At 75.2% G+C, this 21,996-nt stretch carries 15 protein-coding genes; 6 read left to right on the top strand and 9 right to left on the bottom strand.

Translation table 11 applies throughout. The features are described 5' to 3' along the window. Positions 1 to 29 precede the first annotated feature (29 nt). Positions 30 to 461 carry a VOC family protein gene (locus tag ACIP5K_RS07920; RefSeq protein WP_401406446.1) on the bottom strand — a complete coding sequence of 144 codons (432 nt, stop codon included), beginning with the start codon at positions 459 to 461 and terminating at the stop codon, positions 30 to 32. A 132-nt stretch (positions 462 to 593) separates the two neighbouring features. On the opposite strand from ACIP5K_RS07920, the gene ACIP5K_RS07925 reads away from it, so the two are divergent. Further along, on the top strand, positions 594 to 3,602 hold the full coding sequence (locus ACIP5K_RS07925) for a bifunctional [glutamine synthetase] adenylyltransferase/[glutamine synthetase]-adenylyl-L-tyrosine phosphorylase (protein WP_401406449.1): 3,009 nt from the start codon (positions 594 to 596) through the stop codon (positions 3,600 to 3,602). Between the two features lie 696 nt (positions 3,603 to 4,298). Here the strand turns inward: ACIP5K_RS07925 and ACIP5K_RS07930 are convergent. After that, positions 4,299 to 4,907 carry a TetR/AcrR family transcriptional regulator gene (locus ACIP5K_RS07930; RefSeq protein ID WP_401406452.1) on the bottom strand — a complete coding sequence of 203 codons (609 nt, stop codon included), beginning with the start codon at positions 4,905 to 4,907 and terminating at the stop codon, positions 4,299 to 4,301. A 171-nt stretch (positions 4,908 to 5,078) separates the two neighbouring features. On the opposite strand from ACIP5K_RS07930, the gene ACIP5K_RS07935 reads away from it, so the two are divergent. Together ACIP5K_RS07935 and ACIP5K_RS07940 are read left to right on the top strand one after the other, a co-directional pair. Then, complete coding sequence (locus ACIP5K_RS07935) at positions 5,079 to 6,545, top strand: APC family permease (protein WP_401406455.1); 1,467 nt, start codon at positions 5,079 to 5,081, stop codon at positions 6,543 to 6,545. A 61-nt stretch (positions 6,546 to 6,606) separates the two neighbouring features. Then, positions 6,607 to 8,184 carry an amidohydrolase gene (locus tag ACIP5K_RS07940; RefSeq protein WP_401406458.1) on the top strand — a complete coding sequence of 526 codons (1,578 nt, stop codon included), beginning with the start codon at positions 6,607 to 6,609 and terminating at the stop codon, positions 8,182 to 8,184. Positions 8,185 to 8,264: 80 nt separating this feature from the next. Here ACIP5K_RS07940 and ACIP5K_RS07945 read toward each other — a convergent pair whose 3' ends face one another. Continuing rightward, positions 8,265 to 9,131 (bottom strand): phosphatase PAP2 family protein, encoded by an 867-nt coding sequence (locus tag ACIP5K_RS07945; protein WP_401406461.1) that lies wholly within the window; start codon positions 9,129 to 9,131, stop codon positions 8,265 to 8,267. Positions 9,132 to 9,777: 646 nt separating this feature from the next. On the opposite strand from ACIP5K_RS07945, the gene ACIP5K_RS07950 reads away from it, so the two are divergent. Next, positions 9,778 to 11,403 carry a SpoIIE family protein phosphatase gene (locus ACIP5K_RS07950; protein ID WP_401406464.1) on the top strand — a complete coding sequence of 542 codons (1,626 nt, stop codon included), beginning with the start codon at positions 9,778 to 9,780 and terminating at the stop codon, positions 11,401 to 11,403. 267 nt (positions 11,404 to 11,670) lie between these two features. After that, the gene (locus tag ACIP5K_RS07955; RefSeq protein WP_401406467.1) at positions 11,671 to 12,024 is read left to right on the top strand and encodes a 5-carboxymethyl-2-hydroxymuconate Delta-isomerase; all 354 of its coding nucleotides are present in this window, start codon (positions 11,671 to 11,673) and stop codon (positions 12,022 to 12,024) included. Positions 12,025 to 12,046: 22 nt separating this feature from the next. Here the strand turns inward: ACIP5K_RS07955 and ACIP5K_RS07960 are convergent, their stop codons facing one another. The 5 genes from ACIP5K_RS07960 to ACIP5K_RS07980 form a co-directional block, all read right to left on the bottom strand. Then, positions 12,047 to 12,739 (bottom strand): TetR/AcrR family transcriptional regulator, encoded by a 693-nt coding sequence (locus tag ACIP5K_RS07960; RefSeq protein ID WP_401406470.1) that lies wholly within the window; start codon positions 12,737 to 12,739, stop codon positions 12,047 to 12,049. 46 nt (positions 12,740 to 12,785) lie between these two features. Next, positions 12,786 to 13,856 carry a PDR/VanB family oxidoreductase gene (locus ACIP5K_RS07965; RefSeq protein WP_401406473.1) on the bottom strand — a complete coding sequence of 357 codons (1,071 nt, stop codon included), beginning with the start codon at positions 13,854 to 13,856 and terminating at the stop codon, positions 12,786 to 12,788. After that, on the bottom strand, positions 13,853 to 14,746 hold the full coding sequence (locus ACIP5K_RS07970) for a metal-dependent hydrolase (protein WP_401406476.1): 894 nt from the start codon (positions 14,744 to 14,746) through the stop codon (positions 13,853 to 13,855). The genes ACIP5K_RS07965 and ACIP5K_RS07970 overlap by 4 nt, the downstream gene beginning before the upstream one ends. Positions 14,747 to 14,838: 92 nt before the next feature. Beyond that, entirely contained in the window at positions 14,839 to 16,722 is a 1,884-nt protein-coding gene (locus ACIP5K_RS07975) for a hypothetical protein (protein WP_401406479.1), read from the bottom strand. 74 nt (positions 16,723 to 16,796) lie between these two features. After that, complete coding sequence (locus tag ACIP5K_RS07980) at positions 16,797 to 19,904, bottom strand: alpha-N-acetylglucosaminidase (protein ID WP_401406482.1); 3,108 nt, start codon at positions 19,902 to 19,904, stop codon at positions 16,797 to 16,799. A 130-nt stretch (positions 19,905 to 20,034) separates the two neighbouring features. Here ACIP5K_RS07980 and ACIP5K_RS07985 point away from each other — a divergent pair, with 130 nt between their 5' ends. Then, a complete protein-coding gene (locus tag ACIP5K_RS07985) occupies positions 20,035 to 20,433 on the top strand; it encodes a hypothetical protein (RefSeq protein ID WP_401406485.1) in 399 nt (132 codons plus the stop codon). Positions 20,434 to 20,453: 20 nt separating this feature from the next. On the opposite strand, the gene ACIP5K_RS07990 is transcribed toward ACIP5K_RS07985, so the two are convergent. Further along, the gene (locus tag ACIP5K_RS07990) at positions 20,454 to 21,920 is read right to left on the bottom strand and encodes a DUF1996 domain-containing protein (RefSeq protein ID WP_401407542.1); all 1,467 of its coding nucleotides are present in this window, start codon (positions 21,918 to 21,920) and stop codon (positions 20,454 to 20,456) included. Positions 21,921 to 21,996: the final 76 nt, after the last annotated feature.

Raw genomic sequence — 21,996 nt, forward strand, 5'->3', positions numbered from 1 at the left:
GCCCGCCGCCCGCCGCCGCCGCCCGTCGCTCAGCGCTCGGCGAGGGGCGCGGGCGCCTCCTGCACCGTCCAGCCGTTCCCGTCCGGGTCGGAGAAGAACAGGAAGGAGTTCCACTCCCCGCCCGGCCCGTTCTCCCAGCCGCCCGCGCCCGCGTGCCGCACCGGCGACACGTCCACGCCCCGCGCCACCAACTGCTCGTGGGCGGCCGCGATGTCGGTGACGCAGAGCTGGAGCCCGCTCAGCGACCCGGGCGCCATGCCCTCCTGGCCCGGCGCGCCGGGCAGCCCCCGCGTCAGCGAGACGGAGCAGCGCGATCCCGGCGGGGTCAACTGCACGATGCGGACGCCGGGAGCCACCTCACGGTCCAGGTCCACCGTGAAGCCCACCCGGTCCGCGTAGAAGTCCTTGGCGCGGTCCACGTCCGAGACGGGGAGCACGACGACCTCCAGGGTCCATTCCATGGTCGGTCCTTTCCTGCGGCACGAGGGACCGTCCCTCGGGAGGGAGGACCGCGCACGCGGCCACGACTCATCGGTCCGGCCCGCCGAGCAGTAGGCTCAGCACCACTGAGTGATCGAACAGGAGGCCGGGCGATGTCGGTGCCGCAGGGGAGAAGGAGCAGCACGTTCACGCGGCTGCTGCGGCACGGATTCACCGATCCGTCCGGCGCCGAGCGGCTGCTGGACGCCGACGCCCTCTCGGCGGTGCGCTCCGACCCGCTGCTGCTGGACGCGCTCGGCGCCACCGCCGACCCCGATCTGGCCCTGCTCGGCCTGGTCCGGCTGGTCGAGGCGCAGCCCGACGCCACCGCCCGCCGGGAACTCCTCGACACGCTGATCACCGCCAAGCCGCTGCGCGACCGGCTGCTCGGGGTGCTCGGCGCCTCCGAGGCGCTGGCCGACCACCTCGCCCGGCACAGCGGCGACTGGCGGGCCCTCGTCACGTACGAGCCGAGCGACCTGCACCCGGGGATCACCGAGTTCGAGCGGGGCCTCGCCGACGCCACCGACCCGGTGTCGCTGCGCGTCTCCTACCGGCGGTGCCTGCTGTCACTGGCCGCCCGCGACGTGTGCGGCACCACCGACCTCGTCGAGACCGCCGCCGAACTGGCCGACCTGGCGACGGCGACGCTGCGCGCGGCGCTCGCCATGGCGCAGGCCGCCGCGCCCGCCGACGCCGCGCTGTGCCGCCTCGCCGTGATCGCGATGGGCAAGTGCGGGGGCCACGAGCTGAACTACGTGTCCGACGTCGACGTCATCTTCGTCGGCGAGGCCGTGGAGGGCGCGGCGGGCAGCGAGGGCGCCGACGAGGGCAAGGCCGTCCAGGCCGCCACCCGGCTCGCCTCCCACATGATGCGGATCTGCTCGGACACGACCGTCGAGGGCACCATCTGGCCCGTCGACGCGAACCTGCGCCCCGAGGGCCGCAACGGCCCGCTGGTGCGCACCCTCTCCTCCCACCTCGCCTACTACCAGCGCTGGGCCAAGACCTGGGAGTTCCAGGCGCTGCTCAAGGCGCGGCCGGTCGCCGGCGACCCCGAGCTGGGACAGGCGTACGTCGACGCCGTGTCCCCGATGGTCTGGCAGGTCGCCGAGCGCGAGAACTTCGTGCCCGACGTGCAGAAGATGCGCAAGCGCGTCGTCGACAACATCCCGCTGGGCGAGGTCGAGCGCGAGCTGAAGCTCGGCCCCGGCGGCCTGCGCGACGTCGAATTCGCCGTCCAGCTCCTCCAGTTGGTGCACGGCAGGTCCGACGCCTCGCTGCGCAGCGGTACGACGCTCGACGCGCTGGCCGCGCTCGCCGACGGCGGCTACGTGGGCCGGGTCGACGCCGTCCAGCTCGACGACGCCTACCGCTTCCTGCGCACGCTCGAACACCGCATCCAGCTCTACCGGCTGCGCCGCACCCACCTGATCCCCGAGGACGAGGCCGACCTGCGCCGCATCGGCCGCTCGATGGGCATGCGCACCGAACCCATCACCGACCTCAACCGCGCCTGGAAGCGGCACACCTCCGTCGTCCGGCGGCTCCACGAGAAGCTGTTCTACCGCCCGCTGCTCGACGCCGTCGCCCAACTGGCCCCGGGCGAGATCCGGTTGAGCACCGAGGCGGCCCGCGAGCGGCTGGTCGCCCTCGGATACGCGGACCCCGGCGCGGCCCTGCGCCACCTGGAGGCCCTGTCCTCGGGCGTCTCCCGCAAGGCGGCCATCCAGCGCACGCTGCTGCCGGTGCTGCTCGGCTGGTTCGCCGACTCGGCGGACCCGGACGCCGGACTGCTCAACTTCCGCAAGGTCTCGGACGCGCTGGGCAAGACGCCCTGGTACCTGCGGCTGCTGCGCGACGAGGGCGCCGCCGCGGAGAACCTGGCCCGCGTCCTGTCGGCCGGCCGGCTCGCCCCCGACCTGCTGATGCGCGCCCCCGAGGCGGTCGCGCTGCTCGGCGACGCCCAGGGCCTCCAGCCGCGTCCGCACGCCCAGTTGGAGCAGGAGGTGCTGGCCGCCGTGGGCCGCGCGCCGGGCGGCGAACAGGCCGTGGTCGCGGCGCGCGGGGTGCGCCGGCGCGAGCTGTTCCGCACCTGCGCCGCCGACATCATCGCCTCGTACGGCACCGAGGACACGCCCGCCGTCGCCGACCAGGGCGCGCTCGTCGACCAGGTGGGCGGCGCCGTCTCCGACCTGACGGCGGCCACGCTCGCCGCGACGCTGCGCGCGGTCGTCCGCGACGGCTGGGGCGACACCCTGCCGACCCGGTTCGCCGTCATCGCCATGGGCCGCTTCGGCGGACACGAACTCGGCTACGGCTCCGACGCCGACGTCCTGTTCGTGCACGAGCCGCGCGAGGGCGTCGCCGACCAGGAGGCGGCCCAGGCCGCGAACAAGGTCGTCGCCGAGATGCGCCGCCTGCTCGCCCTGCCGAGCGCCGACCCGCCGCTGCTCATCGACGCCGACCTGCGCCCCGAGGGCAAGTCCGGCCCGCTCGTGCGCACGCTCGGGTCCTACGAGGCGTACTACCGCCGGTGGTCTTTGGTCTGGGAGTCGCAGGCGCTGCTGCGCGCCCAGTACGTCGCCGGTGACGCGGATCTGGGGCGGTCCTTCATCGAGCTGATCGACCCGTTGCGCTACCCGGCCGAGGGGCTCGGCGACGACGCCGTGCGCGAGATCCGCCGGCTCAAGGCGCGGATGGAGACCGAGCGCCTGCCGCGCGGCGCCGATCCCACGCTCCACACCAAGCTGGGCCGCGGCGGTCTGTCCGACGTGGAGTGGACCGTGCAGCTCCTTCAGCTCCAGCACGGCTGGGCCGAGCCGGGGCTGCGCACGACCCGGACCCGGGAGGCGCTGGCCGCGGCCCGCGCCGCCGGGCTGCTCGGCACCGAGGACGCGGCCACCCTCGACGAGGCCTGGGTGCTGGCGACCCGGGTGCGCAACGCGGTGATGCTCGTGCGCGGGCGGGCCGGGGACACCTTCCCCTCCGACGGCCGTGAGCTCGGCGCCGTGGGGCGCTACCTGGGCTACGATCCCGGGCACGTCGGCGACATGCTGGACGACTACCGCCGCACCACCCGCCGGGCCCGCGCCGTGGTGGAGGACCGCTTCTACCAGTAGCCCCGCCCCTGAACACCCGAACTGCGCGTCCTGCGTACGCGAGCGGGGGCCGAGGGGCCCCCGCCTCCACGGGGGCTGGCCGCGCGGTTCCCCGCGCCCCTGGGTCCGTCTTCCACGCGCGCCACCGTCGTGGCTGGTCGCGCAGTTCCCCGCGCCCCTGGGTGGTCGGTCGTCTGCGGCCCGGTGGCCGCTTCTCGCGCAGTTCCCCGCGCCCCTGAGATGCGCACTGCGTGCGCCACCTCATCAGAGGCGCCCCACCGTCCCGCCCCCAAAGGAGAGGCACGCCACCGTCCCGCCTCCCAGGAGTGGCGCGCGGAGCGCAGCCTCAAGGGGGAGGCTGCGCGAAGCGCACGCCTCAGGGGCGCGGGGAACTGCGCGACCAGCCCCCACCGGGCCGCGGACGAAGAACCACCCAGGGGCGCGGGGAACTGCGCGACCAGCCCCCACCGGGCCGCGGACGAAGAACTACCCAGGGGCGCGGGGAACTGCGCGAGAAGCGGCCACCGGCCCGCGGACGAAGAGCTACCCAGGGGCGCGGGGAACTGCGCGAGAAGCGGCCACCGGCCCGCGGATGAAGAGCTGCCCAGGGTCTCGGGATGCGGCCACCGGCCCGCGCGGGAAGAATCACCCAGGGGCGCGGGGAACTGCGCGACCGGTCGCGGCGAGAGGCGGGGCGGGGAGGGGGCGCTGGCCCGCCTAGGGGCCCAGCAAATCCCGCACGCCCCCCACGAACGCCCCGAGCGCCAGCTCGAACGCCGCGTCGGACCGACCCCCCGCCATCGCCGCGAGCGCCCGCCCCAGCAACGGCATCGGCACCTCGTCCGTCAGCTCCCACATCGCCTCCGGCGCCGCCATGTCCAGCGCGGACCCGAGCACGACGTTGTCCAGCCCGATGATCACCGTCATGACGTCCCCGAGCGCGAACCCGGCATCGAGCAACAGCCCCACCGCCAGCTCGTACTGCGCGAGCACCCGAGGCGCCCGCACCGGATTGGTGGTCAGCAGCGGAATGGCCCGGGGATGCGCGGCGAACGCGGCGCGATAGGCGCGGGCCCACGCGGTCAGCGCCTCGTCCCACGGCAGCCCCGAGCGGAGCGCCCCGGCGTCGATGCCGCCCGCCACCCGGTCCCGCAACAGCTCCACGATCCCGTCCCGGCCGTCCACGTGGTGGTACACCGAACCGGTCTGCACCCCGAGCCGCCGCGCGATCTGCGGCACGCTGAAATCGCCCTGCTCGTCGACGAGGGCCAGCGCCGTCGCACCGATGCGCTCCCGGTCCAGAAGTGGCTTGCTCGGCCGGCCCATCCGCTGCGCTCCTCCGTCAGATCCCCGCCCCGTCCCCGGAGAACGGGTCTTCCCGTACTGCCCAACGGGAGGTTACATTGCGGAAACCGAAAGGCTTTAGGTTTACCGGCGCCGCCGGCTCACACCTGTCCCCGTCCTCTGCTGCCCGCCACCAGAAGGGCCTCCTTCCGCATGCCCGCAACCTCCCCGCCGTCCTCCCCGACGACCGCCACGCCGTCCGTCCCCGCCCCCGCCGGACCCGGCCTGCGCACGGGCTCCCTCGGCACCTCCGACATCGCGTTCTTCGTCGTCTCGGCCGCCGCCCCGCTCACCGTGATGGCCGGCGTCGCGCCGCTGGCCATCGCCCTCGGCGGCATCGGCGCCCCGGCCGGCTACCTCCTGGCCGGCCTCACCCTCGCCGTCTTCGCCATCGGCTTCACCGCGATGAGCCGCCACGTCACCGGCGGCGGCGCCTTCTACGCGTACATCACCCAGGGACTGGGCCGCCCGGCCGGCATCGGCGCCGCACTGCTCGCCATGATCGGCTACAACGGCATGGAGATCGGCGTCTACGGCCTGCTCGGCTCCGCCACCCAGGACACGGCCCGCTCCCTGTTCGGCGCGGACATCCCCTGGCTCCCCGTCTCCCTGATCGGCCTGGCCGTCATCTGGTACGGCGGCTTCCGCTCGATCGACTTCGGCGCGAAGCTGCTCGGCGTGCTGCTCGTCGCCGAGACCGGCATCCTCGTCCTCCTCGCGGCCGGCGTCCTCCTCAAGGGCGGCGCCCACGGCCTGTCGGCGGCCTCCTTCACCCCCGAGCACGTCCTCGTGCCCGGCACCGCGGCCGTCCTGGCCTTCGCCTTCGCCGCGTTCACCGGGTTCGAGTCGACCGTCATCTACCGCCGCGAGGCCCGCGACCCGGACCGCACCGTGCCCCGCGCCACGTACATCGCGGTCGCCTTCCTCGGCCTCTTCTACGCGTTCACGGTCTGGATCGCCATCCAGTCCTTCGGCGACGCGCGCGTGGTGGGGGAGGCCGGCCGCAACCCGGCGGACCTCTTCTTCACCGCGATCACCACCTTCGTCGGCGGGTGGGCGGCCGACGTGATGCACGTCCTCATCGTCACCAGCGTCATCGCCTCGCTCCTCGCCTTCCACAACGCGATCAACCGCTACGGCCTCGCCCTCGCCGACGAGGGCGTCCTGCCGCGCGCGTTCGGCCGCATCCACCCCCGGCACGGCTCCCCGTACGCGGCGGGCCTCGCGCAGACCGCCCTCGGCGCGGTCGTCGTCCTCGTCTTCTGGGCCGCGGGACTCGACCCGTACGCGCAACTCCTGCTGTGGGTGAACACCCCGGGCATGCTCGGCCTCATGGCCCTGCAACTCCTCGCCGCGATCGCCGTCCCGTTCTTCTTCCGCCGCATCACCCACCAGGAGGGGGCGCTGCGCACGATCGTGGCCCCCGCGGTGGCGACGCTGCTGCTCGGCGCCGCCATCGCCCTGGTCATCACGCACATCGACCTCTTCACCGGGGCGTCGCCGACGGCGAACGCGGTCATGGTGGCGGTGGCCCCCGCCGTCTTCGTCCTGGGCTTCCCCCTGGCCCGCCGGCTGAAGCACACCCGCCCGGAGGTCTACGCCAGGTTCGGCCAGTCCTAGCCGCCCCCCCGAGGGGCCCGTTCTCCCACCCGCACCCGATCCGCCCGCAAGGAGCCCGCACATGGCACCCCCGGCCGACCTCCTCCTCACCGACACCCACCTGCGCACCCTGGACCCGGCCCGGCCGCGGGCCACCGCCCTCGCGGTCACCGACGGCCGCATCACGGCGGTCGGCGACACCGCCACCCTGGTCCGCGACTGCGCGGGCCCCCGCACCGAGCGCCTGGCCCTCGCGGGCGCCACCGTCACCCCGGGCCTCGTCGACGCGCACAGCCATCCCGTGTGGGGCCTGCGCATGGCGACCGGCACCGACCTCAGCGGCGTACGGGACCTGGACGCCCTGCGGGACGCCCTGCGCCGCGCGGAGCGGATCGACGGCTGGGTCGTCGGCTGGGGCCTGGACCACAACGCGTTCGGCGGCCGACCCGTCCACCGCGACCTCGTCGAGGACGTCCTCGACGGCGCCCCCGCCTTCCTGCGCCTGTACGACGGCCACTCCGCGCTCGCCGACGGCGCGGCCCTGGCCGCCGCCGGGATCACCGGCCCGCGCTCATTCACCCAGCGCTCCGAGATCGTCTGCGGGCCCGACGGCCGGCCCACCGGCCACCTGATCGAGCACGCCGCGATGGACCTGGTCGACGCGATCGTGCCCGAACCCTCCTCCGACGACCGCCGCACGGCACTGGTCGACCTGCTCGCCGCCATGGCCGCCACCGGCCTCACCGGCGCCCACGTCATGGACGGCACCGGCCTCGACCTGCTCGCCGCGGTCGAGGCGGAGACCGACCTGCCGCTGCGGCTGACCCTCGCGCCCTGGTGCATGCCGGGCGTCGACCGGGCCGGCCTCGACGAGCTGGTCGCGCTCCAGCGCCGGCAGGGCCGCGACTGGCGCGTCGGCGCCGTCAAGTTCTTCATGGACGGCACCGTCGAGGGCGGCACCGCCTGGCTGGAGCACCCCGACTGCCACGGGCAGGGCACCGACGCGTTCTGGCCCGACCCGCAGGCGTACAGCGCCGCCGTACGGCACCTGCACGCCGCCGGGGTGCGCACCGCCACCCACGCCATCGGCGACGCCGCCGTGCGGCACGTCCTGGACACCGTCGAGGCGCTCGGCGCGAGCGGCCGCGGCGCCCACCGCGTCGAGCACATCGAGTCCGTGCCCGACGACACCCTGCCGCGGTTCGCCGCGCTCGGCGTCGCCGCGTCCATGCAGCCGCCGCACACCGCGTACACCAAGGGCGACCACAGCGACGAGTGGTCCAGGCGGCTCGGCGCGGAGCGCGCGGGCCGCGCCTGGCGCACCCGCGACCTGCGCGCCGCGGGCGCCACCCTCGCCCTCGGCTCGGACTGGCCGATCGCCCCCTACGACGTACGGCGGGTGCTCGCCATGGCCCGGGTGCCCGCGGGCGCCGCCGGACCGGGCCAGGGCCTCACCGGCCTGCAAGCGCTCGAAGGAGTGACCGCGCACGCCGCCGTCGCGGCCGGGGAGGCGGCCCACGCGGGCCGGATCGCGGTCGGGATGCGCGCCGACCTCACCGTGCTCGGCCTCGACCCGGTGGCGGCGCCCGCCGACGAACTGGCCGAGGCGCCCGTGCTGCTGACCACCGTGGGCGGCAGGATCACGCACCGCGCCCGCTGAGCACCCCGCCCGGTGCGGGCTTCCCCGGTGCGGAACACGCCTTCCGAAGGATCTTCCATAGGATCTGCGGAGAAATCGCCCTAGGCCTTGATCGGGAGGCCGGGGCGGCGCACCGCCACCCGGCGGGGCAGCGCGTACGGCAGCGCGCCGTACCAGACCCGCGCCACCAGGAAACCGAACGCCAGACAGGCCATGCCGCCCACCGCGTCCAGCCAGAAGTGGTTCGCCGTCGCCACGATGACCGTCAGGGTCGCCGCTGGGTAGAGGAGCCCCAGGATCCTCGCCCACGGCGCCGAGGCGAGGGCGAAGATCGTCAGGCCGCACCACAGCGACCAGCCGATGTGCATGGAGGGCATGGCCGCGTACTGGTTCGACATGTTCTTCAGGTTCCCGGAGGCCATCGACCCCCAGGTCCGGTGCACCGCGACCGTGTCGACGAAGTGGCCGCCGGTCATCAGGCGCGGGGGCGCCAGCGGGAAGAAGTAGTAGCCGACCAGGGCGACCGCCGTCGTCGCGAACAGCACCATCCGGGTCGCCGCGTAGCGGCCCGGATGGCGGCGGAACAGCCACACCAGCACCCCGAGCGTGATCACGAAGTGCAGGGTCGCGTAGTAGTAGTTCATGCCGATGATGAGCCAAGTCACCGCGTTCACCGCATGGTTGACGCTCTGCTCCACGGCGATGCCGAGATGCTGCTCCAGGGACCAGATCCAGTCCGCGTTGCGCAGCGCCTTCGTCCGCTGTTCCGGGACCGCGTTGCGGATCAGCGAGTACGTCCAGTAGCTCACCGCGATCAGCAGGATCTCGAACCAGAGCCGGGGACGCCGCGGCACCCGCAGGCGGCGCACGAAGCCCCGGACGCCTCGCGTCGCGCGGGGTTTCTCCCCGTCGGGCGAGGCGGCGGGTCCTGGTCGGCCGTCCAGAGTTGTCACGGTCGTTTCACCCATAGTCACCGAGTCTGCCAGATTTCCGGCCCCAGCCAGATCATCCCCCGGTCGGGTCCGGCCCGCACCCGCTACGCCTTGCGGACGAGGCCGTCCCCCCGGGGGACGGGGCCGTCGACCCCCACGCCACCGGCTCCGGCGGGGCCGGGAACCCGCGGCGCCGCGCGGCCGCCCCGGCCGTGCGGCCCCGGTCCGGGAGCGGCACGACCGCTGCGCGACCACCCTCACGTGTGTACGGAGCGTGTTCGAGGCGATCGCGCCCGCGCGGCGGCGGCGGACGGTCCCGCCGGGTCGCCGCCCGCGCCACGACCCGGGCGGGCGCGCGAAGGATCCGGGCGCGTCGGCCCCGGGGCGCGCGGCCCGACCGGACCCGCGCCGCGCCGCCGGGTGGCGCGGCGGTCAGCCGCGTGCCCGGCGGCGGGCGCGGGGTCCGCGCGGGGGGACCGCACCCGCCGCCGGCCGGATTGCCCCCTGCGTGCCGCTTCGCGCAACTTCGTTACGGGTGCCGGGGGTTGGGAGCGGTCCCGCGCGGCTCCATCCGGACCGGTGAAGGGCCGCGAACGGCTCACGCCGCCCTGGTGGGCGGCGGTAGCGTAAGGGGTGCGGGCCACCGGAGCCCGCGCCGGCCTGTCGCGAGGGGCTGTTGGATGTGAGCGCCGCTGCCCTGGATCCCCGCGAGGGGGAGCGCAGTACGGTCCTGGTGGTCGACGACACCGCCGCGAACCGCTTCGCGCTGAGCGCCGTGCTCAGCCGCGCCGGGCACGTCGTGGTGCCCGTGGCCTCCGCGGGCGAGGCCCTGCTCGAACTCGACACCCGGTTGCGGGCGGGCCGCCTGCCCGACGTGGCACTCGTCGACGTGGGCCTGCCCGACCTGAGCGGCTTCGAACTGTGCCGCAGGGTCAAGGCCCTGCCCTCCCTGGCCGGCATCCCGGTCGTCCACTTCTCCGCCCGCCCCTCCGACTCGATCGACCGCTGCCAGGGGCTCGACGCGGGCGGCGAGGCGTATCTGACCGTGCCCGCGGAGCCGGAGGAGATCCGCGCGGTGGTCCGGGCGGCCCTGCGCGGCGCCCGCGAACTCACTGACGCGCAGAACCAGTTCACCCGCCTCACCCTGCTCTCCGAGGCCGTCGTCGAGGTGCAGGGCGCCCGCTGCCTCGCCGAGCTGGCCGCCGCGGCGGCCGACGCGACGGCCCGGCTGACCGGCCACCCGGCCGCCGTGTTCGTCCTCGGCGGCGACAGCGACGTGCACGTCGGCCTGTCCCGCTGGGCCGCACGCCACGAGCTGCCCGGCGCGCACGACGAGGAGCGGGCCGCCGCCCTCGTGCGGCGGGTGCTGTGCGCCCGCGGCGGGGTCCGCTCCTCCGTGCTGCCCGCGGCGCTGTGGCCCGAGGCGTACGTCGGGCCCGGCGACGTCCGGCTGGTGCTCGCCCGCAGCCGCGACGGCCTCACGGTGTGCCTGGTCACCCCGGTCCACCCCGACACGGGCCGCGTCGGCCCGCCCGTCACCCAGCTGGCGCGGGCCGCCGTGCTCGCCGCCGAACCCCTCCTGCGGTACGAGCAGGAGCGCCACGTGGCCCTCACCCTGCAACGCAGCTTCCTGCCCGCCCAGTTGCCCCTCATGCCGGGCCTCCAGGTCGCCTTCCGCTACGAACCGGCCTCCCAGCAGGCCGAGATCGGCGGCGACTTCTACGCCGCGCTGCCCACCCCCGCCGGCGTCCTGGCCGGCATCGGCGACGTGGTGGGGCACTCCCTCGACGCCGCCACCGTGATGGTCGAGATCCGGCACGCCCTGCGCGCGTACAGCATCGAGGACCCGCACCCCGGCCGGCTGGTGGACCGCATCGACCGGATGCTCCGGCACTACCACCCCGACACCACGGCGACCCTCTGCCTGACCCTCGTCGACCCGGCCACCGGCCACGTCCAGGTGGCGAACGCCGGACACATCCCGCCGCTGGTCCTGCCCGAGCACGGCGAGCCGTACTACGCCCGGGCCGCGGGCCCGCTGCTCGGGCTCGGCCTGCCGCACCCCGGGCCCGCCGGGCTGCGCCTCGGCCCCGGCGACCGGCTGCTCCTGGTCACCGACGGCCTCATCGAGACCCGCGGCACCGACCTGGCCGTCTCCATGGAGCAGCTGCGCACCGCCGCGGGCGCCGCCCCGGCCGACCCCGACGCCCTGTGCGACGCCCTGATGGCCGGCTTCGGCCGGGACCGCGCCGACGACATCGCGCTGCTCGCCCTGCGCGTCACCCCAGGGGTCTCTCCCACAGCGTGACCCCGTAACCACTGCCGCCCGCACCGGTGCCGGCCGGGGCCCCGCGCCGCACCATGAGCCGGTGCACGCAGCCGGCGACGGGCGGCTGCGGCCCGACTTCCACTGGTCGATGCCCCGCGCCACCATCCACCGGGCCGCGTCGTCGTAGAGGGAGACGAGAACACCCAGGTCGCCGGTGTCCGCTCCGCGGAACGCGAGTTGTGCCGTCAAGCCGATCACCGTAAGGGTGTGGGGCAGAACGTCCGCACGCGACCCCACGGAGTCCCCATGCCGAACATCACCGTCGACCACTCCGCCGGCCTCGACGGCCGGATCGACCGCGCCGCCCTGGCCGGCGCCGTGCACCAGGCCTGCGTCGACACCGTGGCCGCCCGCACGGCGGCCTGCAAGACCCGCTTCCGGCGGGCCGACGAGACGGTCGTCGGCGACGGCGCCGAGCCGGCCGACCTCGTGCACGTCGAGATCGCCCTCCTCGCGGGCCGCACCGCGGAGGCGAAGACGGCCCTGGCCGAGTCGGTGCTCGCGCTGCTGCCCGAGCACGTCGAGGACCCGCGGGGCGCCCATCTGTCGGTGGAGGTCCGCGATCTGGAACCCGCCTACACGTCGGCCCGGGGGCAGTAGGGCGCGGCGGGCGGCCTGCGGCTCACACCGGTGCCAGCGCGGCGAGCCGCCCGATCAGCTCGGCGAACGGACCGTCGGCCGGCTCCCCGGCGAGCAGCCGGCGCAGCAGCGCCCCCATCTCCTCGTCGTACGCGGCGCTGACCGCCGCCAGCGCCGCGAAGTCGTGCACCAGCTGGCGCTCCAGCTCGCCGCGCGGGATCCGGCGGCCGTCGAGCCAGATCAGCGCCGTCGACTCGGCGAGCGAGATCCAGGAGCGGACGACGAGTTCGAGCCGCGCGGACGGGGCGCCGACGCCCAGGTGCGCCAGAATCTGCTCGTACGCGGCCTGCCGGACCGAGTCGATCAGCGCGTTCGTCGCCGAGGAGCCGACGGCCGGGCCGCCGCGCATCAGCGCCGAGAAGCCCGGCCCGTGCTCGTCCACGAAGTCGAAGAACCGGCCCATCACCCGCAGCAGCCGGACGCCGAGCGGCCCCTCGCGCGGCTCCTCGAACCGCTCCGCCAGATCCTCGGCGGCCCGCTTCAACGCCGCCTCGTACAGGCTGAGTTTGCCCGGGAAGTAGTGGTAGACCAGCGGTCGCGAGATGCCCGCGGCGGCCGCTATCTCGTCGATGGAGACCTCGTCGGGGGAGCGGTGGCTGAACAGTTCGAGGGCGACCCCGATCAACTGCCGTCGCCGCTCCTCGACTCCCATTCTGCGCCGCACCCCGGTCGTCATACCGAACACTCTACCGAGCGGATCACCCCGGCCGCCGTGGCGGTCGCTACAGGTCCAGGACCAGCCGCTCACCGCGCGCCCGCGACACGCAGATGAGCATCGAGCCGGCCCGCTCGGCGTCGGTGAGCAGCTCGTCGCGGTGGTCGATCTCGCCCTCCAGGACGCGCTGTTGGCACGTCCCGCAGAATCCCTGCTCGCAGGAGTAGGCGACGCCGGGCACCGCCGCACGGACCGCCGCGAGCACGCTGGAGCCGGCCGGGACGTCCACGACCCGGCCGCTGCGCCGCAGCTCCACCTCGAACGGGCCGTCGCCGTCGGCGGTGCCGCGGGGCGCGAACCGCTCCAGGTGCAGGGTCCGGCCCTGCGGCAGCGCCGCCTCCACGGCCGCCATCAGCCCCTCGGGCCCGCAGCAGTAGACGGCGGTGCCGGGCGCGGTGGCGGTGAGCGCCGCGGCGAGGTCCGGCAGCCCCGCCTCGTCCTGGGCGACGATCTCGACCCGGTCCCCGCCCAGCTTCGTCACGTCCTCCAGGAACGGCATCGAGGCCCGGTCGCGGCCCCCGTACAGCAGCCGCCACCGGGCGCCGCGCGCCTCCACTTCGCGCAGCATCGGCAGGATCGGCGTGATCCCGATGCCGCCCGCGACGAACAGGTAGGCGGGGGCGTCGGCGTCCAGCGCGAAGCGGTTGCGCGGCCCGCGCACCTCCACCTCCGCGCCCTCGCGCAACCGCTCGTGCACCTCGCGCGATCCGCCCCGGCCGCCCTCGGCCCCCGTGATCAGCCGGGTCGCGACGGTGTACGACGAGGTGTCCTCCGGGTCGCCGCACAGCGAGTACTGCCGTACGAGACCGGACGGCAGCACCAGGTCGAGATGGGCGCCCGGCCGCCAGGCGGGCAGCCCGTGCCCCTCCAGGCGGAGCTGGACGACCCCGTCGGCCACCTCCTCGTGCCGCGTGACCAGCAGGCGCAGCGCGCGGGCGCGCGGCCGCCCCGAGACCGGCTCCTCCAGGGCGGGCATCGGCCACAGCGGCGAGCGGCGCACCCGGCTGCGCAGCGCGCGCCGCGCGACGAGCGCGGCGCCCGCGACGACGGCGGCACCGGTCAGCGCGCGGGCGCTCATCCGGCGGCCCCCGTCCGGGCGGCGGTGCGGGCCTCGGCGGCGGTCGCCGCGGGCGAGGTGGCGAGATAGGCGACGGCCTGCGCGGTGTCGCCCTCCTGCTCCGGGTGGTAGCCGCGGCTGAGATAGCGGGGGATGGACCGCATCATCGCGCCGGTCGACGGCAGCACGCCCTGCTTGCCGCCCCGGTAGAAGTCCTTGAAGCTCGCCCTGCCGTTTGGCAGCGTCGGGTCGTTCTCCATGAAGAACCGGGCGCCGCGCTGCCACAGGAAGACCAGCGCCGTGAAGGCGGTGGCCCAGGTGCGCACCCGGCGCCGGTAGCTGCCGTCCAGGTGCTCGAACAGCTCGAAGGCCACCGAGCGGTGCTCGACCTCCTCGGCGCCGTGCCAGCGCAGCAGGTCGAGCATGGTCGGATCGGCGCCCCGCCGGTCCAGCTCGTCCGCGTTCAGCACCCAGTCGCCGAGGAACGCCGTGTAGTGCTCGATCGCCGCGATCAGCGCGACCCGCTCCATCAGCCACCACTGGCGCGCCCGGCCCGGCGGCAGCGTGCGGTCGCCGAGCAGCTTCTCGAAGAACCAGTCCACCTGCGCCGTGTACGGCGTCGGGTCCAGACCCTGCTCGCGCAGGTGCGGCAGCACCTCGTCGTGCGCCTGCGAGTGCATGGCCTCCTGGCCGATGAACCCGATGACGTCCTCGCGCAGCCGGTCGTCCCGTATGGCGGGCAGGACCTGCTTGTACACGTGCACGAACCAGCGCTCACCGGCCGGCAGGAGCAGGTGCAGCACGTTGATGGTGTGCGTGGCGAACGGGTCGTCCGGGAGCCAGTGCAGCGGGGTCCTGTCCCAGGCGAAGGACACCTGGCGTGCCTTCAGCGTGACGCGCTTATTAGACATGACGTCAATCTACTGACGGGTACACGCGAGGGTACAGCCCCCTGCGGGACTTTCTTTACGTGATCGTCAGCAAGCCCGGACGGGCGGCGCCGTCACCGCAGCGTGGCCACCTCCGTGCCCCCCGCCGTCCTCCCCGTCAGCGACACCTCGGCACCCCGTGCCACCTTCACCGCCAGCAGGTTCCCCGCCACCGTGGAACCCGCCGCGCGCACCGAGCCCACCTTCGCGCTGCCCGCCGCGACCAGGTACCAGACGCCCGAGCGCGACTTCCAGCGCACCCCGGCCAGGACCAGCGGGTCACGGGCGCCGCACGCGGCCGCCGTCTGCGACTTCGCGGCCACCACCGAGGCGCTCGCGCCGGGCGTGCGGAACAGGGCGAGGGTGCGCGGGCCGCCGCCCTGCCAGGTCTCGGCCCGGGTGCACACCCACCGCGCGGTGCCGTTGCCCTCCGGCAGCGGCTGGCGCGCGTACGACCAGGAGTTGACCGACCGCACCCCGTGCGAGCGGGCCGCCGCGAGCGAGCAGGCGGTGGCCGCCCAGTCGGCGGGCGCCGAGTCGTGCGGCGCGACCGGGCTGCCCGAGGTGAGCCGCGCGGGGACCAGCTCACCCAGGTCGGTGGTGAGCCGGGTGCCGGTGGCGTCGGTCAGCGCCAGCGCGTTCCACGACGTGCAGGACGCGGCGAGGGCCGGACTGGCGAACGGCGCGGTGGTGCCGTCCGCCGCACGGGACAGCCGCTGGGCCTTCGCGCCCGGCTCCAGCAGGTCGTGGACGGACGCCCGCGTCACCCAGGGAGCCGTCAGATAGCGGACGTTGCCGTCCGTGCGGTCCAGGACGACCGCCCCCGACAGCCCGGCGTCCGCCCCGTCGACCCGGGCGAAGTCCAGCGCGGCGCCGCCCGTGCCGTCCCGCGGCTCGGCGTAGCGGACGACGCGCAGACCGTCGTAGAGGACGACGACCCGCGCCTGGTCGATCCCGCCCGCGTACAGCAGCTGCGCCGGCCCGGGCGGCGCGCCCGCCGCCGTGCCGGGCGTCGCCGAGACCCGCACCGACGGGCCGGGCCGCGCCCACACCGCGAGGGCGCGCCGCAGCAGGGCGGTGTCCCCGGTGAGCGGCCCGCGCGCGGGCCACACCGAGAAGTCGGTGCGCGCCGAACTCTCCCAGGCCGTCGGCGCCACCCGGGTCAGCTTCTGCGGGTCCAGCGCGGCCTGCCCCGCCGGGTTGCGCGCGTACGGGGGCGCCGCCGCGCCGTCCGGGCCCCAGCTCCCGCCGCCGGGCAGCCCGAGCAGCGCCCCGCACACCACGAGCGCCGCGAGCCCGGCGACGGCCGCCTTCGCGTGCTGGCGGCGGCGCATCAGGTCCGTGGGCCGGGCGTGCAGCGAACAGGGGTCGAACTCCGGGGAGGCGAGCAGCGCGGGCTCCGCCCCGATCGCCGCCGCGGTGACCAGCGCCGTCGAGACGGTCCCGGGAGCGCAGCCCGCCGCGAGCAGCGTCGCGCGGATCGCGGGCTCGTCGAGCCGCTCGAGACCGCGCAGCACGTACGCGGCGCGCGCCGGACCGTCGAGCGCGGACAGCCGCTGGTCCAGGGCGAGTTCGTCGGCGCCACCGGACTTGGGGAACAGCCGCAGCCCCCACACCTGCGGCAGCAGCGGCGGCAGCTGGGACCGCCGGGGCCAGGCCGCGCGGCGCAGCGGCAGCCCGGCCTCCAGGGCGCCGCGCAGCACCCGGAGCCGCACGTACCCGTAGCCCGGGTCGCCGCCCGTCGGCGCCGACGTCGTCCGCGCCCGCGGCAGCGACCGCTGGGCGACGGAGTGGGCGGTGAGCACCCGGCGGTGGCGGCCCAGGCGGGGCGGCAGCACCAGATAGGCGAGCCGGACCAGGCGGGGGTAGTGCTCCACCAGGGCCGCCTCCGCCTGCTCGACGTCGATCACGTCGGCCGGGGCGGGTGCGGCGGGGGACGAGGGGTCGGGTTGCTGCACCTGTGACTGCACGTTCAGCTGAACGAGCGAATCGTGCGATGGTCACAGGGCCCGCCGCCCGCCGCCCGCCGTCCCTAGGTCAACTCCCAGCCGCTGAACTCCACGGTGCCGCGCGCCCCGTTCCCGCCGTTGGTCGCGCTCATGAACATCCCCACGTCCTGGGCGGCCGCCGCACCCGGCACGGCGGCGGTGGCCACGGTCCGCCAGGTCGCGCCGCCGTCGGTCGAGCACGCGCCGGCGACGGAGCCCCCGGACCGGGTCAGCCGCAGCAGCACCGGCGCCTTGATCCCCGTGAGGCGCTTGTAGGTGTCCAGGGTGCCGTCGCCGTTGGTGTCGTAGGACAGGACGACCCCCTGCGCGGGTGTCACCGACAGATTGACGAAACCCGCCGAGCCGGGCGTGTCCAGCGCGTTGCGCACGATGATGCCGGCCCGCGCCCAGGCGCCGGTCACGTCCTGGCGGTCGACGCGGAGCACCACCGACGTGCCGTCCACGAAGGCGCCCGGCCGGTACACCGTGCCGAACTCCGCGGTGCCCTTCCACAGGTCGGCGCCGCCGCCGTCGATGGCGAACGCGTCCCCCAACTGCCCGAAGAACGCGTCGTTGCCGCTGTACGTCTCCCAGCCCGCCGCCAGCGGCCCCGCCTCGAAGAGGGTGCCCCGCTGCACGGCGGTGATCCGCTTCTCGCCCGCGGGCCCGTAGGTGACGTCGACCTCGTACGGCAGCGGGCGCAGCGGCCGGTCGAGCGGGGCGGCGGGCGCGCTCGCCCGCCAGGCGACCGTGCCCTCGCCCGCCGCGGGGACCCTCTCCAGGCGGGTGGCGCCCTCCGGCTCGGCGTCGATGCCCTTCAGCGCGAAGTCGACGCGGCCCGTGGCACGCAGCCCGTTGACGTTGCGGAAGGTGGCGGCCACGCGCGCGTGCCCGTTCGGCGGGAACACGCGCGGCTCCGCCGTGACCGTCACGGTGCCCTGGTAGGGGGCGGCCGCCAGCACCGCACGGACCCGCGCCGCCGTCCGGTGGGCGTCGCCGTGCGGGCGCAGCGGATAGTCCTTCGTCTCCCGCGTCCACGGCTCCTCGAACGCGAACCAGTCCACCGCCACCGGCTCGCGCCCCGCCGCCAGCGCGTCCGCCAGCTCGTCGAGCCACTTCTGCCAGCGCGGCAGGTAGAAGTCGGCCATCAGGCCATGCCATTCGCGGTTGGCGTACTCGTGCAGACTGCCCGGGTCGGAGGTGGCCCGGTCGCCCCAGACAGTGATCAGCACCCGGGCGCAGCGCTCGAACTCGGCGCGCTCCGCGCCGTTCGTCGCCAGGTCGCGGGCGTCCTGGAGCCAGGGCCCGAGCAGGAACGCCGGATCGGTGCCCGTCACGTCGTCCGACAGCCGCATCAGCCTCAGCCACAGCGTGGCGAGCGCGCTGAACGCCGGCCGGTCCTTCGCCGCGTACGCCGCCTTCAGCTGGGGCAGGAGCTGACGGCTGCGGTGCGCGAGGGCCTGGCGGGCGACGTCGACGAGGTCGTACCGGTAGGCGGCGCTGCCGCGCAGCGCGGGCGCCACGTCCAGCAGCCCGGCGAACGCCGCGTCGAAGCGGGCCGGGTCGTAGGTCAGGGCGCGCGGCGCGTAGGCGGCGGCCCGGTCGGCGGACAGGTCGGGGCGGGCGGCGAACAGCGAGTCGTGCGGGTCGGAGCGCTCCACCGCCCGATGCTGGTACGCCGTCTCGTGCAGCGCCCGCCAGGCCGCGCGGGCGGCCCGGTCCCGGCCGCCGTACCGGAAGTCGGCGTACCCGGCGAACCAGCGCGCCCGGTCCAGGCCGCCGTCCGTCCAGGCCAGTTCGGACCACAGCTCGAAGGCGGCCGGGTCCCGGTCGGTGCCCTCGGGCATGTACGCGGTGCCCGCCAGCGCGCTGCCGGGCTTGTCGCGCCAGGCGAAGAACTTCTCCTGCCAGATGTGGGCGCGCGCCCCGATCGTGGTGCGGCCGCCGAAGTTCGGGATGGTGCCGAACGCGTACGGGGTGCCCGCCCAGTCCTTCTCGCGGTCCGTGACCGTCGTGTACCGGTCGGAGATGCCGTCGACGATGAGCATCTTCGCCTTGTCGACGGCGTCGATCACCTCCGGCAGCGGGTTCGCCTCCCAGCCGAGGATCACCCAGGTCGCGTCCGGCCGGTGGGTGCGCAGCGCCGTCTCCACCCCGCGTGCCGCGTCCGCCACCGGCACGTCGCCCGCGGTGCCGCCCTCGTGCAGCAGGTCCATCTTGTACGCGTCGATGTCGCCGAACAGGTCCCGCTGGTGGCGGTAGAACGACGCGGCGACCGCGGCGAACGACCCGGTGCGCGGGTCGAGCCAGTCGGGCCGCCGGAAGCCGTGCCAGACGCCCTGCGGGACGACGTGCGCGTCGCCGCCGTTGCGCTCGACGAACCCCGCCGGCACATGCCCGTAGTAGCCGGGCAGCACCGGGCTCATGCCCAGCTCGCGCAGCCGGTCGGTGATCCTGCGGCCCAGCGCGGCGCGCTCGGCGATCAGCTCGGCGGAGAGCGGGCCGCCGTACCCGTACAGGTTCTGGAGCAGCCACCACGGCTGGTGCGACGGCGCGGGCAGCCAGGCCCGCGACTCCTCGTCGCTGTAGCCGAAGTCCTTCAGGACCCGGTGGTAGACCGCCTCCATGCCGGCGACGACCAGCACCTCGTTGCAGCCGTGCAGCGCGAGGATGTCCAGCTCGCGCTCCCAGTACGGCCAGTCGGCGAACGGCGCGGTGTACCCGTCGTTGGTGTCGTTCAGCGCGAAGCGGTGCGGCAGCGCCGAGGACCGCTCCAGCGGCCGGGACGGCGCCGGCAGCAGCCGCGGCAGGTCCAGCTGGCTGCCGTTCCAGGCGATGTGCGCCCCGCACGTGTACTTCAGATACCAGTGGACCCCGGCGAGCAGCACCGCCGGGGTCGTCCCGTACACCTCGATGCGGCCCCGCGTCCCGGACACCCGGAAACGGTCCGCGCCGGCCCGCGCGCCGACCAGTCTGAGTCTGAACTGGTCCGCGTGACGCGGCAGGTGCCGGTTGAGCACGGCGCGCGCCGCCGACGTATCAAGGGCCTGAGCGGCGTGTGCGGCCGGCGCGGCGGCCCCGATCCCGAGGGCCGAGCCGAGACCGATGGCACCTGCCGTGCCGATGACCGTGCGTCGCGTTGGCGCGGACATACCTGCTACCCCCTGTGCGTCGCGGATGGTGCGGCGCACGCTAACCGGGTGCAGGTCCGTGCTCAACGGTGCGCGCGGAGCTGGCGGGAACACAACGGACCGCCGGTCACGTACCGGACAGGAGGGCACGATGAGGAAGCTGCTGGTGGCAGGGGTTCTGCTGGTCGCGGCCGCGGTCGGCTGCACCGCGGGCGGAGCCGACGGCGACGCACCGAAGATCCCCCGAACGGCCACCGGGACACTGGAGCGGATCGCCCGCCGCGCGGGCTGTGACCCCCAGGTCCAGACCGACGCCACCGATCTGCGCCAGGCCACCTGCGGCTCCGGCGGCGGCCGCTACGTCCTCGCCACCTTCGCCACCGACCGGGGGCAGGCGGAATGGCTGGACATCGCCGACGACTACGGCGGCGACTACCTCGTGGGCGCCAAGTGGATCGTCGTCGGCCCGGACGCGGTCGTGACCCGGCTGCGCGGCCGGCTCGGCGGGACCGTGGAGCATGCTGCCTCGCACCACTCGGGCCACCACTGAACCGGCCGCGCGGCGGCCGGTCAGGTGCACCGGTTGCCGCGGTTGATGCAGTCTGTCGCCCGCCGCATCAACCGGTCGGAGAAGACGTTGATGAAGTCGTCGTGGTCGGTGACCGGCTTGTGCAGCTGCTCGGGGAAGCCGTCGACCGCGTACGCGTTCGTCACCCGGCCGTTCGCGACGCGCGGCGCGGGCACGTCGTAGACGAGCCGCATGGTCAGCTGCGGGATCGCCGTGAAGCCGGCCGGGCAGGCGCCCCGCGCGTCGGCGAACGCCACGTGCGTGCGGTGGTTGGCGCTGTCGGTGTCGCGGCCGTTCCAGCAGCTCTGGAACCTGAAGCTGCGCACCACCTTGCTGCCGCGCGGGCAGATCGGGTACTTGTCGGTCAGCTGCCGGTTCTCGAAGCCGGTGCAGCTCCAGTGCGCGTTGGCGTTCGCCGTGCCGTTGGTGAACGCCTTGGCGTCACCGGTGATGATCCGCAGGAACCTCGGCATCGCGGCGACCTTGCCGCGCGGGCTGCCGACGAACGTGATGCCCGCCGACCGCACGGGCAGGATCCTGCCGATGTTGCCCTCCTTGCCGCCGCCGTCCCGGTCCGCGTCGGCCTCCCGCGTGCCGTCCTGCACGCGCAGCACCGGCCAGTAGTACGTCGAGCGGTCGTCCTGGTCGCGGCAGCTGGTGGCGGCGCCCGCGAAGGTGTCGTTGGTCGCGAAGGCGTCGTTGCTCTGGTTGCCGACGTAGTCGTGCATGTGGTGGGCGCCGTTGGTGACGCCGGGCGCGACGATCACGTTGTCGCTGTTGCGGAGCTTGCCTGCATTGGTGCCGCACGCGCTGGTGAAGGTGCCGGTCGACGCGGAGCGGCCGGCGCGGGGCCGCTGGACGTTCGGCCGGACCGTGGTGATGTCCTGGAAGTCGGCGGCCACCGGGCCGCCGACGGCCGCGCCGCCCTGCGGCGGTGCGGAGGAGCCTGACGGTGCTGAGGGGGCCGACGGTGCCGAGGGGGCCGACGGCGCCGAGGGGGCCGGGGTGGCCGGTGCGGGGGAGTCGGCGCCGTCGTCGTCCGTGGCGCGCTGGGTGCACGGCGCCAGGTCGCCGAGCCGTCGCGGCGCGCTGCCGCCCGAGCGCCGGATGTCCTGCCCGATCCGGTCGAGGGCGGCGCCCCGCTTCGCCTTCAGCGGGCCCAGGACGCTGTCCCGGACCCAGCCGGGGTCCTGGGCGGCGGTGTCCCGGTTGCGGGCGAGGCGCTGGTAGGCCCGGGTGATCTGGGTGTCCATGGCGGCCAGTTCGCCGTCGACCCGGCCGCGGGCGCCGCCCGGCACGTCGGGCAGCGCGGTGCCGACGTCCGGGCAGTCGATGGTGGTCGTCTTCGCCACGGCGCCGCCGCCCTGCCGCCCGGTGTCCGCGGAGTCCTCCTCGTGGGCCTGCGCGTGCACGTTCACCGCGACCAGCCCACCTCCGCCCAGGAGCAGTGCGGCCGACGCCATGGTCATCCGCGTCGTCAGCGACGAGCGCCTTTTCCGTGAGGTGCGTCCCATGGGTCTACGTACGCACCGCCCGTCGCCCCCG

The organism is Streptomyces sp. NPDC088785 (assembly GCF_044750685.1).
GTDB lineage: Bacteria > Actinomycetota > Actinomycetes > Streptomycetales > Streptomycetaceae > Streptomyces.

Bases quoted from the DNA above. Each gene is read 5' to 3' on its own strand.
- ACIP5K_RS07970 (WP_401406476.1), bottom strand. From the start codon at position 14,746: ATGTCTAATAAGCGCGTCACGCTGAAGGCACGCCAGGTGTCCTTCGCC.
- ACIP5K_RS07935 (WP_401406455.1), top strand. From the start codon at position 5,079: ATGCCCGCAACCTCCCCGCCGTCCTCCCCGACGACCGCCACGCCGTCC.
- ACIP5K_RS07955 (WP_401406467.1), top strand. From the start codon at position 11,671: ATGCCGAACATCACCGTCGACCACTCCGCCGGCCTCGACGGCCGGATC.
- ACIP5K_RS07980 (WP_401406482.1), bottom strand. From the start codon at position 19,904: ATGTCCGCGCCAACGCGACGCACGGTCATCGGCACGGCAGGTGCCATC.
- ACIP5K_RS07990 (WP_401407542.1), bottom strand. From the start codon at position 21,920: ATGACCATGGCGTCGGCCGCACTGCTCCTGGGCGGAGGTGGGCTGGTC.
- ACIP5K_RS07930 (WP_401406452.1), bottom strand. From the start codon at position 4,907: ATGGGCCGGCCGAGCAAGCCACTTCTGGACCGGGAGCGCATCGGTGCG.
- ACIP5K_RS07960 (WP_401406470.1), bottom strand. From the start codon at position 12,739: ATGACGACCGGGGTGCGGCGCAGAATGGGAGTCGAGGAGCGGCGACGG.
- ACIP5K_RS07985 (WP_401406485.1), top strand. From the start codon at position 20,035: ATGAGGAAGCTGCTGGTGGCAGGGGTTCTGCTGGTCGCGGCCGCGGTC.
- ACIP5K_RS07945 (WP_401406461.1), bottom strand. From the start codon at position 9,131: ATGGGTGAAACGACCGTGACAACTCTGGACGGCCGACCAGGACCCGCC.
- ACIP5K_RS07965 (WP_401406473.1), bottom strand. From the start codon at position 13,856: ATGAGCGCCCGCGCGCTGACCGGTGCCGCCGTCGTCGCGGGCGCCGCG.
- ACIP5K_RS07940 (WP_401406458.1), top strand. From the start codon at position 6,607: ATGGCACCCCCGGCCGACCTCCTCCTCACCGACACCCACCTGCGCACC.
- ACIP5K_RS07925 (WP_401406449.1), top strand. From the start codon at position 594: ATGTCGGTGCCGCAGGGGAGAAGGAGCAGCACGTTCACGCGGCTGCTG.
- ACIP5K_RS07920 (WP_401406446.1), bottom strand. From the start codon at position 461: ATGGAATGGACCCTGGAGGTCGTCGTGCTCCCCGTCTCGGACGTGGAC.